Here is a 12,616-nt window from a genome sequence, read left to right on the forward strand (position 1 = left end):
GATGAAAATGTTGCGTTCATGTCGAAAAGTGGCGGAGTGGATGAGTGGCTATGACCGTCCTTGGGGAATTGCGGGCGGTTGGGCAATTGATCTGTTTGTGGGAGATCAAACTCGGGACCATTCCGATATTGAAATTGCGATCCTTCGGGAAGATCAACATGAGATGCGAGATGCATTAGTCGGCTGGTCCTTTCAAAAAGCGGTGAAGGGGGAGCTCGTGAATTGGGAATCGGAGACGTTGAGCCTGCCGATCCATGAATTGCACGGTGTTAACCGAACGGGAGAGAGCTTGGAAGTGTTGCTGAATGAAGTGGAAAATGAACGATGGATATTTAGACGGAACCCGTCAATCACTTACCCAACCTCAACCCTATTTTTGATTTCCAAAGAAGGCATTCCTTATTTACATCCGGTCGTCGTCCTTCTATACAAAGCGAAAAATCCGCGAGAGAAGGACCATACAGATTTCCATACTGTGAAGGAATTGCTGAGCCGAGGAGATCAGCAATGGCTCATGGATGCACTTGAAATTCATGTACCTCACCATGAATGGGTACCCCTACTGCAAGGAGTGGTGGAATGAACCGTGTTATGGTCATTGGCGTTTCAGCAGGAGTAGGTAAATCGACGTTCGCACGCGCATTAGGGAAGTTGTCGGGAATCGAGGTCACGCATCTCGATACATTGTATTGGAAACCCGGCTGGATCGAAGCACCCGCTAAGGAATTTTCAGATGCACAACGGGATATTGTCGAACGTGATCAATGGATAATCGAAGGCAACTACACGTCTACAATTGATATTCGAGAACCTCATGCCGACACGGTCATCTATTTGGAACTGCCATTGCGTGTCTGTCTTTACCGGGTCGTTAAGCGACGGATTCAATATCACGGAAAAACCCGGGAAGACCTGACGGAAGGCTGTCCTGAAAAAATCGATTGGGCATTCATAAAATTCATCGTAACAACGTACCATCGCCGGAAGAAGAAAATGCTTGAACGGATGCAAAGGTATGCAAATGAAGGAAAGACAGTTCATCATTTGAAGTCATCCGCACAAATTGAAGGATTTTTAGCAACCTTTCCTAAGTGCGAATGAAAATGAAAGTAGCGGTGCGTCCAAAACAAGTCGTTTCGCGACCAAAGTAGGCATCTATGCGTCCAAAGCAGCTATCTGTACGTCCAAAGGGATTCCCCCCACGACCAAAGTTAGCAGGAGGACGTCCAAAGCTCCCCTTCCCTCGTCCAATGTAAGCTATTAAGCGCCCAAAGCATCCGGTTTCCCGCCCGTATCTTATAAGAACAATTCTTTTGATAAAGGCGGGAAGCTGATGCGTTGGATTGATGTTTCTATCAGTAAACACGAATTAAAATTGTATGAAGGAAAAAAATTACTGAAAAAATATCCGATCGCCGTAGGGAAGATGTTGACGGCTACACCACAGGGGACATTTAGAATTATTAATAAACAGCTGAATCCAGGCGGTCCGTTCGGTGCATTCTGGATGGGGCTGTCCAAACCCCATTATGGGATCCATGGAACAAATAATCCTTCATCCATCGGGAAAAATGTGTCGCATGGATGCATCCGCATGCATAACAAAGATGTCCTGGAGCTGTCCTCACTCGTGTTGCTAGGGACTACGGTAAAAATCCATAGATGAAAAGTCGGTTGCTAGTTTGCAGCCGGCTTTTTACTGATAAAGTAACCATGCGCTCATAGCAGATGGTCCGTCGCTCTATAAGTCGCTTTCTCCTTTGAAACTCATTCTATTCTTCGATTGTAACCCATTCCTTCGACCACTCTTCAATCTCTTTCATAATCGGCGTTAAAGACTTCCCTTTCTCCGTCAATGAATACTCGATGCGCACCGGCGTTTCGGGATACACATTACGAACGACGAAGCCGCGCTTCTCCAAATCCTTCAATCGTTCCGTTAATGTTTTCCCGCTCACTCCCAATTTTTCAGTCATCGTGCAGAAACGGTGCGGACCTGACATGAGCTGATATAAGATCAATACGGTCCACCGTTGGCTCAATATAGACACGGCTTTTTCGAAGCGAGGACAAAGCTCGAATTCATTCATATGCCAAAATCCTTTCATGTAAAAATCATTATATGTTGACAAAGTATAGTATAACATATAAAGTTAGTTACATAAAGTAAGTTACTTACAAGGAGGAATAAATATGAAATTTCATCAACCACCATATATATATACAGGGGAAGTCGTTTTGAATGTGACTGACCTAGACAAAATGACAAGTTTTTATACGGAAACTATCGGATTCCGCGTATTGGAAAAAGGAGAGAACCGAGTTGTATTGACTGCAGATGGCCAAAATCCATTGCTTGTCCTCGAACAACCGGAGCATATTCTTCCGAAAGAGGCGAGACGTACAGGTCTTTATCATTTCGCACTATTGTTGCCGACGCGTGCAGATCTCGGAAAAGCGATCAAACATTTTTCAAGGAACGAAGTACGCCTTGGAGCTTCAGATCACCTCGTGAGCGAAGCGCTATACTTATCAGATCCTGATGGGAACGGAATTGAAATTTACCGCGACCGTGAACCGGAAGCGTGGACATGGCAGAACGGTTTTGTTGGAATGAGCACGGACCCGATTGATGCACAAGGGGTCGTAATGGCAAGTGGAAATGAAGAATGGGATGGCCTGCCTGCAGGCACGATCATGGGGCACGTCCATTTGCACGTCGCAAATCTCGCTGAGTCGCAAGCTTTCTACGAAGCGCTAGGGTTTGAAGTAGTCACTCCTTATCCACAAGCTTTGTTCATGTCGACAGGTAAATACCATCATCATATTGGAATGAATACGTGGAACGGGGCAGGCGCACCTCGTCCGTCTAAAGAAAGTGCCGGACTCGAAGCATTCACGCTTGTCTATCCTGACCAATCGACATTGGATACGGCAATCGAGAGAATCAAAGGGCTTAGTGCAACTGTTGAATCAGCAGCAGAACATTTTGTGACGGAAGATCCGGCAGGAAATGGAATTGTCTTGCGCATTCATCAATAATATTTGAGGATTGCTATGAAATAAAACAATAAAAGAAATCGATTCCCACGTCGCGGGGAATCGTTTTTTTTATTTGGTAAACTAGAAAAAAGTGGTGTACATAGAGAGAAAAAATTTTTTGGCTCGTTGTATAGGGTGTAAAAGCTTTTACAACAAATAAGGGGAACTGTAAATGAAGTCTACTAGTGAAAATTTTATACGACGATTGCAGAAACAAAAAGAAGACGCGTTGGAATTCATCATTGATACTTATTTGCCATTAATAAAGGGCATCACACACAAAGTGCTATCTCCGCTTGGAAATGAAGGACTAGTGGATGAATGCGTCAATGATATTTTCCTGTCGATATGGGACAATGCGGACAAATTCCGCGGGGATTCAACGGATTTCAGGAAATGGATTTGCTCGATTGCGAAATACAAATCAATTGATTACTATCGCAGGGCGGCGAAGCGAATGGAAGTTTCCTCCGAACATATGGACAAGAATGCCGAACTGTCGGTAGAAGACGAATTGATCAGAACAGAGGATAAAACTGAATTGATTACGCTCATCAACCAACTTGAACCGCTTGATCGGGACATTTTTTTAATGAAATTTTTCTTAGGGTACAAGACGGCGGATATATCCCGAAAAACCGGCTTAAGCATAACGGCGATTGACAACCGGGTGTTCAGAGGAAAAAAGAAATTATTGAAAGAGGCACAGAATTTGGGCGCGGGAGGTTTTGTATTATGAAGGAAAAAGATATTTATCAACTATTGAATGAACTGGATGTCGATGAAAGTGAAGTTGAGGAAATAGAAATTAGCGAGTTTGATAAGGCAAAAGTGAAAAAGGAAGTAAAAATGGCACTACGCAAAAAGAGGAAGAGACCTAGTTGGAAAATGAAAGTCGCTGCGGCTGTCGTTATAGGTGGTTTATCAGTTTCCGCACTTGGCATTGCCTTTCCCGCCTATGCGGGGAATGTCCCTATTATCGGCGATATTTTTAGGTTTCTGGACAATGGGAGAACAGGAATCTACGATAATTATCAGGAATATTCAAATACGGTAAATTTGACGAAGGAAAGCAACGGTGTGAAAATTACAATCAATGATGCGATTTACGATGGGAAAACCGTTTTATTGACCTATTCGATTGAAAGCGAGCAGGATTTGGGTGATCGACCGCTCATCGACGGCTACTTGGATATAAAAGAAACAAGTGGTGGTTCGGGAAGCGATCAAATTTCTAAAGTGGGTGAAAATCAATACGTCGGAATGATTACGGGCAGCAGATTGGATGAGAGAGATCTGGATGCTGTGAAAGTGAGATGGAAAGTGGGTAGCATTTCAATTGACGGCACAGAAGAAAAGGTCAGAGGGAACTGGAACTTTTCCCTTTCATTACAAGCGTCCGACAATGAAGTGCAACTCGTTGATCAAGGGACAGAACAAAATGGCGTTACCGTATCCATTGATAAAATAACGGTAACACCGATGTCTTTCATCGTTTATTACGATCAATTGGTCTCCAAAGAAGTGCTCGACAAATGGCATGGTGTCGATGTTGAAATTGAAATTGAAGATGACTTGGGCAACGAATACGCAGGCGATGGAAACGGTGGCTTCGGCACTGAAAATAAGATGAGCTGGAGCAAGACATTTAAAAAGCTCGATCCTGACGCGACGAAGCTTATCATTACACCTTCAGCCAGATTAGTTGAATACACGTCTGAGAATCATGGCGGCGTTGAAATTTCGAAAGACGGAGAGACGAGTGTGATCGCCATTCCAACGAAGGAAGGAAAGGGTAGTGAAGAGTTTCAACTGGATGACATTGTTGTTGAGTTAGTGAAGTAAAAGTTGGAAGCCGTACAGAAAAATGGACCTTGGCGCTTTGCGGTGCCTCGGTCCGTTTTTCTATTCCTCAAATGATAGGTTCACTGGTTCATCAAGCAGTTCGGGCATTACTTCCAAATTTGTCGTGGGGACCGTTTCCGGAACTTCTTCAAATTGAAATTGGTTAACCCACAGCTTTCCCTTCCCTTGCAAAAGCACCCCGAACGAGATGGTCATACTGTCGGTTGGAACGTTCAGGACGAGAGAATAGTAATTCCAATCGAGTGTCCCTTTTAGAGGGCGATTGCTCATATTATCGAATTGCAGCACATCCTCTAGCTTATTGTCGATACGCATCCATGCGCCTGCAAATAGTTCTACGTCCTCACATTTAAGAAAACATGATAACTTTATGCGTTTGCCAATATACTTGTCTGCTTTAAATTGCTGCATCATCGTTGCAAACTCTTCATTTCCAGTCACAAATTCTGATTGGAGATAACCTGAAGCCTTTCCTGTATGGACAACTTGTCGGTCAATCCCCATCTTAAAATGATTCGGGTGGCTTCCGCTTAAAAACCATCCTTTCATTTCCTGCATAAATAGTTCCTCCTCTTGTTTGAATGTAATGCTTCTCATAATTCTTCGGTATTCACCTGGTGCTAAATGGTAAGTTTTTTTAAACGCTCGGGTGAACGCTTCTTGGGAGCTGAATGAAGCGTTAAGGGCAATATCAAGGATCCGTTCATCCGAGTGAATTAACAAAACAGCCGATGCCGCCAATCTACGTGTACGAATGTATTGATCCACACTCATATGCAAAACAGATTGAAACATCCGATGGAAATGAAACTTTGAATAACCGGAAAAACTAGCTACGTCCGCCAGTTGGATGTCCTCATGTAGATTTTCTTCAATCCATTCAACAGTTCTTTGAATGATCTGTTCGTCTTCCATGAACCCTCCCCCTTTAGCACAAGTATAGCGTAGGTGAGTACACCGATTTTGATAAAAATTGCGATTTCTTGATGTCCACACCGCAAGTTCAATCAAAATAAACTCCATGAACATTGGTATCGTAAGAGAAAGACAAACGAGGAGGAATAGTTATGAGAAACGTCAACATCGTGATTGGTAGTTTTTTAATGGCTCTACTTGTCGTAGGAATGCATAGTCTCGTCCAATATGCGTTCACGAAAGAAATGCCGAGTTTATTGGAGACGAGAAAAATAATTTTATTTGTAATCGTATTTATTAGCTGCATCGGATTATCAAAGAGAGAGGCAAGTAATGAGTAGTATATTTACCCATAACAAAATGATCGTTTATAAATGAAACTTCTTTTCGACACCGAACGTAATTAACCGTATACTTAAACTACTAGTAACTGAACGGTAAAGGACGTGGGAAATTGACAAAGAAGTTATGGTTCCAAGTTGGCGTAGGAATCCTATTATCCATTTTAATCATTAAATACTTCATGGAAATCAGCTTTATATTTGCGCCGGTCGTCATTATTATTAAAGCGATTATTTTACCGTTGCTGCTTGGCGGTGTGCTTTATTACATGACTGAACCGATTCAGCGTTTCCTTGAAGATCGGAAAGTACCGCGATGGGGAAGCATTTTGCTCATTTTGGTAGGAATTGCTGTTATTCTTGGGATTTTCATCTCCATCATCGGACCACATGTGTCGAAACAGGTAAATACTCTCGTTGAAAATGCGCCGACGTTGGCTAAGGAATTTGAGAATATGAAAGATATATTGCCTCAAAAAGAAGACTTGCCGGAAAGTCTGCAAAAATCGCTTGACAGTGCCGCAAATTCGCTTCAAACAATTGCAGTGAATTTTGGAAAATGGGTCGTCCAGTTTTTGCAATCTTTTTTCCAAGCTGTATTCCTGCTTATATTGGTGCCGTTCTTCTTCATTTTCATGCTGAAGGACCATGAGAAATTCGCGCCGATCATCTATAACCTGTTCAGCGGCGAACGCAGAGACTGGGTGAAAAAGACACTTGGTGACATTGACCATGTGTTGCGTTCTTACATCCAAGGGCAGTTCCTGATCAGCGCCATCTTGGCAACTCTCATTTTTGTCGGGTATATGATTCTTGGATTGCAATATTCATTGTTACTTGCGATCTTTGCACTTTTCATGAACTTGGTGCCTTTTATTGGACCATGGATTGCCGTCACACCAGCACTCATCATCGCCTATATACAAGAGCCTAAACTTGTCATCGGAGTTGCGATCGTCACGCTCGTCGCTCAGCAAATTGACAGCAACCTCATCACACCGAACGTCATGGGCAAATCGCTCGACATTCACCCGCTCACCGTCATTACTATCATCTTGGCAGCGGGCAACATCGCCGGCTTCGTGGGCATCATCGTTGGGGTTCCTGTGTATGCGGTCTTGAAAGTGATCGTGCGGAATATTTATGAGCAGCGAAGGAGTATTAAAGATGCTGCTACGAAAAATGTGTAGAGATATATATTTTAAAGCAGATGAAGGAATTCCTTTATCTGCTTTTTCATGGCGCTTTATTGGGCGTTTGGAGCGGACTATCAGGCGGTTGTTGTAATGCATCAGGCGGTCATGGCGTGCCAGGACAACGCCTTACTTTCAATTATAAGGAAACTCCAGAAACTCTAGTATTTCCACAGCCTTAAGCATAAAAGATTTCAAATGGTATAATAAGAGCAAATAGGCTGACGACTGGATGTGGGATGATGCAACATGATGGCTACACAATAAGGGATCTTCAATTTTGGAAAATCGTGCTCGGATTAGGGATTGCCTCGGTTTTCATCTTTGCATCGATGTATTCAATGCAGCCGCTCCTTCCTTTATTCACAACAGAATTCGGCATTTCGGTTTCGTATGCAAGTATGGCAATGTCGATGACGACGATCGGCCTTATTGCAGGGCTCATTGTTCTAGGATTCTTCTCGGATCGAAACGGGCGGAAGGTATACGTATACCTATCCCTGATTGGATCGGTCATTCCGTTTCTCATTATCGCGAATACGGAATCCTTCCTTCTTATCGTTATTCTGCGTTTCGTACAAGGCTTTGCGCTCGCCGGCGTACCTGCTGCAGCGCTCGCGTATATTAGCGAGGAAGTACATAAGAATTTTACGAATATCGCAACCGCACTCTACATATCTTTTAACAGTTTGGGAGGCATGGTCGGTCGATTCATGACAGGGTTCATTGCTGAACAGGATTCGTGGCAAATGTCTTTATACATACTTTCAATTTTCGGAACGGCACTGTTTATCGTCCTCTTATTAGCTTTGCCGAAATCAAGGAATTTTGTGCCGACTGATACGACCTTCGTAAAAGATATCGAGGGGATTGTATTTCATCTGAAAAACCCTACTTTACTCGTCGTCTTCGGCTTAGGTATCATCCTTCAATTTTCATTTACAGGAGTGTGGACGTATTTACCGTTCCATTTGATCAATCCACCATATTCATTATCCCTTGAAACCATTTCGTACTTATATTTGGCGTATGGGTTCGGGGTTGTTGGTGCTCCGCTCGCAGGTTGGCTATCAGGTAAGTTCGGTCTTCGCAATGTCAGACTCGCAGGAATCGTTTTACTCGTTTTGGGCATTGGAATGACAGCATTTTCATCTCTTATCGTCATTATTATCGGTCTATGTATCGTCTGTTTAGGATTTTTCACGGCCCATTCTTTGACTGCAGCATCTGTCAGCAAGGAAGCGACTCATCATAAAGGCAGTGCGGCAAGCCTTTACTTAGTTTCCTATTATATCGGCGTAGCAATGGGCAGTACGTTGCTCAGCCCGCTATATGAGTCATTAGGATGGGTCGGACTCATTGCATTTACGGCAATATTGCCGATAGTTTATGTAGGAATGATCCGTTTAAGGCGAATGAAAAAGGCGTAGAGAATAAAAACAGGGCAGCCAGACAATATGGCGAGCCCTGTTTTTTCTTATTTGAATGTTTCTGGTATCGTTGTCAGATCGATTCCCCAGAAAAGAGGCAGCAAGAAGTAAATGGATAAGGTCACTAAAACGACTCCGATGATATTGAGTGCAAACCCAGCTTTCGCCATGTCGGGAATCCGTAAATAGCCGGATCCGAATACGACGGCGTTCGGTGGAGTTGCAACCGGCAGCATGAAGGCGCAAGAAGCGGCCACGCCTGCAGCAATCATTAATGCATACGGATGGAACCCTAATGCGACGGCAAGGGAAGCCATGATCGGATACATCATGGAAGCAGTTGCAGTGTTGGATGTAATTTCCGTCAAGAAAATGACAAGTGCCGTAACGACAATAATGACGACAAGTACATGCACACCGTTCAATCCTGACAATTGTGATCCAATCCAAACGGATAGTTCAGAGCTGACAAATCCTGCAGCGATTGCAAGACCCCCTCCGAAAAGCAAGAGAATCCCCCATGGCAATTTGACAGCTGTATTCCAATCCAATAGATGATCGCCTTTCTTATTGATCGATGGGATGATGAAAAGAATAATCGCAAACACCATCGCGATGACCCCATCACTCAGCCCGTCAATGAATTTGGAAAGCAGGAAAGTCCGAGTGATCCAAGAGAAAGCAGCTAATATAAAAATAGTTAGAACTAGTTTTTCTTCCGTAGAAGCTTTACCCAATTTCTGTTTCTCACTATCAATGATGGCGCGTCCACCTGGCAATGTTTTAATCTTTGATGGATAAGCAATTTTTACAAGGTAGAACCAAGTGATCAAAATGAAACTCCAAGCAAGTGGTACACCGAACAGCATCCATTTTGCAAAGGACAGCTCGATGCCATACATTTTATTGATCGCACCTGCTAGCAATGTATTTGGCGGTGTTCCAATCAATGTCGCGATTCCACCCAAAGAAGCAGAGTAGGCAATTCCCAACATGAGTGCTTTCCCGAAACCGAAGTTCTCTTTCGATGTGTCGATGGAAGGGTTATCCTTCAGTGCGTCAGAAATTTGATAGATGATTGCAAGTCCGATCGGCACCATCATCATTGCTGTCGCCGTATTGGAAATCCACATGGAGAGGAATCCGGTTGCTACCATGAAACCTAAAATGATACGGTTCATATTTGTTCCGATGGCAGAAATAATCGTCAATGCAATCCGACGGTGCAAATTCCATTTTTCCATGGCGAGAGCAATCATAAAGCCTCCCATGAATAAAAAGATTGTTTCATCCCCGTAAGCGGAAGCAGTCGATTTTACTTCCATCCCGCCCGACAAAGGAAACAGCACTAATGGTAATAAAGAAGTGACCGGAATCGGAATCGCTTCCGTAATCCACCACGTTGCAATCCACACAGTACTTGCCAAAATAGCGACACCTTCAGAAGAAAGTCCTTCAGGCTTGAAAAATAATAAAGTTAGAAAGAATAATAGCGGTCCTAACACCAATCCGATCAATTGTGCAGGTGAATAACTCCGCGGATCCCGCCCTCCGCCTGCATTTTCAACTCCGACTTTCTGTCCGCCTCCGCCGCCGGATGCCATTTCAGCTGTATTCGGATTGAAAAAGAAACGGAATAGGTCCTTCACCTGATCGTGCATGTACCATAATCGGTTCCATGTCGATGAAAACATTGTCGAATTCCTCCTTTATGTAATTATTAAAATTTTTAATGCATTACGAGTATACTATTCAATTACTTACGGAACAAGACTATTAAATGGAAACGGTCAATCACTTGCCAATGCATGAAGGAAAATAAGAAAAGTAGTAAATTCTACCGAACCAAATTTCATAGACTGCCTTTCTGTGCTGTATATTCAGTCAAAAGTATGGGGCGGGCAGATTCATGGAGTGATATCATATGAATTATATAAGAGGATGGAGGCGCTGTTATGCATCCAACAGAATTTTCGAATGTCCGATTGTTAAAGGAAATTGCGGAGTTTATAAATGAAGAGACGGAAATAGAAGCGATGCTATCCGGCGCTCTTCGAAAGTTCTTGGAAGGAACGAACTTTGAAACAGGTTGGATATTTTTCATTTCTGACAACGGTAAGCAACAGCTAATTGTCAGTGAAAACCTACCTGAAGCACTGGCGCAAAATGGATGCAGCCAATTGAAAAATGGAGGCTGTTGGTGTGTATCCAAATATCGTGAAGGTAGGTTGGAGAAAGCATCGAATATTATTGAGTGCCAACGTATCGAAAATGTACTTGCTGCAAAGATCGGTGACAATGGAGGAATCACACATCATGCAACGGTTCCCCTCCAATCTGGTCAAGAACGTTTCGGACTGGTGAATGTTGCTTCGCCGAATACGATCATATATTCAAAGGGAGAGCTCGCGTTGCTCGAATCACTTGCATTCCAATTAGGTTCAGCGATTAAACGGATTCTCTTAACAAAACAAGAGCAGGAAATGGCGCTATTACAAGAGCGGAATCGTTTAGCGAAGGACCTGCATGATTCAGTCAACCAGCTTTTATTTTCCGTGACATTGACGGCGAGAGGCGGAGCAGAAATGACTGCCCAAGCTGAAATAAAAGAGACTTTCAAAGAAATACAGAACTTATCGCAAGAAGCACTAAACGAAATGAGGGCATTAATATGGCAGCTTCGTCCAAGTGGGCTTGAAAGCGGGTTGCTTGAAGCAATAAAAGGATATGGGGAAATGTTAGGTTTATCCGTTCATTCTACTGTATCCGGCATCATTAATGTACCGTCACGTGTAGAAGAGGCGTTATTTCGTATTTCGCAGGAAGCGTTGAATAATATTCGAAAGCATGCTGGTGTCACTGTCGCGGAAATATTTTTGAATATAACCAAAACCGACGTATTGCTCGTCATAAAAGACGATGGTCATGGATTTTTAATCAACCATGGAATTCAGCTTTCTTCAATGGGTCTACTAAGCATGAAAGATCGTGCAAAGAATGCAGGAGGTTCGATTGAATGGGATAGTGAAATTGGTAGAGGGACAGAAATATTAGTCCGGATACCATATTGAGAGGTGAACGGAATGATAAAGGTACTAATCGCAGATGATCATCACGTCGTTCGAAGAGGACTCCTTTTTTTCTTAAAAACACAGAAAGACATACAAGTGATTGGAGAAGCGAAAAACGGAAAAGAAGCAATTGAATTAACTGCAGAACTTCAACCTGATATTGTACTCATGGATTTAATGATGCCTGTAATGGATGGAATTCAGGCAACAAAGCATATAAAAGATAGTTTTCCGCAAGTTGAAGTACTCATATTAACAAGCTTTTCCGATCGGGATCATGTCATCCCAGCTATCGAAGCAGGAGCTGCAGGATATCAGTTGAAGGACATAGAGCCAGACGAGCTCGTCACTTGCATTCGACAAATTATGCGCGGAGAAAACACAATTCATCCACATGCAACAACGCATCTTATGAAGATAAGGACACAGAAGGAAGTACCGCCGCATATTGTAAGCCCATTGACTCCGCGCGAACAGGATGTGCTAGCAGAGCTAACGAAAGGTAAAAGTAATCGGGAAATTGCATCGTCATTATTCGTATCGGAAAAAACGGTGAAAACGCATATCTCCAATATTTTTCCGAAGCTGTTAGTGCAGGATCGAACACAAGCTGTACTTTATGCAGTGAAATATGGTTTAACTGAACCAAGTGGGGAGTAAATAGGAAAGAGCTTTCGGTAGGGTATCAATCGAAAGCTCTTTTGCTTTTGGAAGAAACGTGTTAGTTCATTCAAAAGTTGTATACATCTTTCCTCTTT

General features: G+C 43.1%; 14 protein-coding genes. 11 read left to right on the forward strand and 3 right to left on the reverse strand.

The window, feature by feature from the left end:
* The first annotated feature begins 7 nt into the window (after positions 1–7).
* From AC0L13_RS00605 to AC0L13_RS00615, 3 genes are all read left to right on the forward strand, one after another.
* Complete coding sequence (locus AC0L13_RS00605; protein ID WP_473642903.1) at positions 8–583, forward strand: nucleotidyltransferase domain-containing protein; 576 nt, start codon at positions 8–10, stop codon at positions 581–583.
* Positions 580–1,101, forward strand: coding sequence for a P-loop NTPase family protein (locus AC0L13_RS00610; protein ID WP_473642905.1), 522 nt, complete (start codon positions 580–582; stop codon positions 1,099–1,101). The genes AC0L13_RS00605 and AC0L13_RS00610 overlap by 4 nt, the downstream gene beginning before the upstream one ends.
* A 229-nt stretch (positions 1,102–1,330) precedes the next feature.
* Complete coding sequence (locus AC0L13_RS00615) at positions 1,331–1,666, forward strand: L,D-transpeptidase (RefSeq protein ID WP_473646793.1); 336 nt, start codon at positions 1,331–1,333, stop codon at positions 1,664–1,666.
* A gap of 106 nt (positions 1,667–1,772) precedes the next feature.
* On the opposite strand, the gene AC0L13_RS00620 is transcribed toward AC0L13_RS00615, so the two are convergent.
* Entirely contained in the window at positions 1,773–2,090 is a 318-nt protein-coding gene (locus tag AC0L13_RS00620; protein ID WP_473642907.1) for a winged helix-turn-helix transcriptional regulator, read from the reverse strand.
* 103 nt (positions 2,091–2,193) lie between these two features.
* On the opposite strand from AC0L13_RS00620, the gene AC0L13_RS00625 reads away from it, so the two are divergent.
* The 3 genes from AC0L13_RS00625 to AC0L13_RS00635 all read left to right on the forward strand — a co-directional run bounded on the left by AC0L13_RS00625 (position 2,194) and on the right by AC0L13_RS00635 (position 4,887).
* Entirely contained in the window at positions 2,194–3,042 is an 849-nt protein-coding gene (locus AC0L13_RS00625) for a VOC family protein (RefSeq protein WP_473642909.1), read from the forward strand.
* 172 nt (positions 3,043–3,214) lie between these two features.
* Positions 3,215–3,781, forward strand: coding sequence for a sigma-70 family RNA polymerase sigma factor (locus AC0L13_RS00630; protein WP_473642911.1), 567 nt, complete (start codon positions 3,215–3,217; stop codon positions 3,779–3,781).
* Positions 3,778–4,887 carry a DUF4179 domain-containing protein gene (locus AC0L13_RS00635; protein WP_473642913.1) on the forward strand — a complete coding sequence of 370 codons (1,110 nt, stop codon included), beginning with the start codon at positions 3,778–3,780 and terminating at the stop codon, positions 4,885–4,887. Before AC0L13_RS00630 ends, AC0L13_RS00635 begins: the two co-directional genes overlap by 4 nt.
* A 60-nt stretch (positions 4,888–4,947) precedes the next feature.
* Here the strand turns inward: AC0L13_RS00635 and AC0L13_RS00640 are convergent, their stop codons facing one another.
* Positions 4,948–5,823, reverse strand: coding sequence for a helix-turn-helix domain-containing protein (locus AC0L13_RS00640; protein ID WP_473642915.1), 876 nt, complete (start codon positions 5,821–5,823; stop codon positions 4,948–4,950).
* A 152-nt stretch (positions 5,824–5,975) separates the two neighbouring features.
* Here AC0L13_RS00640 and AC0L13_RS00645 point away from each other — a divergent pair, with 152 nt between their 5' ends.
* The 3 genes from AC0L13_RS00645 to AC0L13_RS00655 all read left to right on the forward strand — a co-directional run bounded on the left by AC0L13_RS00645 (position 5,976) and on the right by AC0L13_RS00655 (position 8,787).
* Complete coding sequence (locus AC0L13_RS00645) at positions 5,976–6,164, forward strand: hypothetical protein (RefSeq protein WP_473642917.1); 189 nt, start codon at positions 5,976–5,978, stop codon at positions 6,162–6,164.
* A 113-nt stretch (positions 6,165–6,277) separates the two neighbouring features.
* Positions 6,278–7,354, forward strand: coding sequence for an AI-2E family transporter (locus AC0L13_RS00650; protein ID WP_473642919.1), 1,077 nt, complete (start codon positions 6,278–6,280; stop codon positions 7,352–7,354).
* A 245-nt stretch (positions 7,355–7,599) separates the two neighbouring features.
* Positions 7,600–8,787, forward strand: coding sequence for an MFS transporter (locus AC0L13_RS00655; protein WP_473642922.1), 1,188 nt, complete (start codon positions 7,600–7,602; stop codon positions 8,785–8,787).
* 47 nt (positions 8,788–8,834) lie between these two features.
* Here the strand turns inward: AC0L13_RS00655 and AC0L13_RS00660 are convergent, their stop codons facing one another.
* Complete coding sequence (locus AC0L13_RS00660; RefSeq protein ID WP_473642924.1) at positions 8,835–10,481, reverse strand: SLC13 family permease; 1,647 nt, start codon at positions 10,479–10,481, stop codon at positions 8,835–8,837.
* Positions 10,482–10,742: 261 nt separating this feature from the next.
* On the opposite strand from AC0L13_RS00660, the gene AC0L13_RS00665 reads away from it, so the two are divergent.
* Positions 10,743–11,858, forward strand: coding sequence for a GAF domain-containing sensor histidine kinase (locus AC0L13_RS00665; protein ID WP_473642926.1), 1,116 nt, complete (start codon positions 10,743–10,745; stop codon positions 11,856–11,858).
* 12 nt (positions 11,859–11,870) lie between these two features.
* The gene (locus AC0L13_RS00670) at positions 11,871–12,518 is read left to right on the forward strand and encodes a response regulator transcription factor (RefSeq protein WP_473642928.1); all 648 of its coding nucleotides are present in this window, start codon (positions 11,871–11,873) and stop codon (positions 12,516–12,518) included.
* Positions 12,519–12,616 lie beyond the last annotated feature (98 nt).

The organism is Sporosarcina sp. QA0331, from assembly GCF_055808055.1.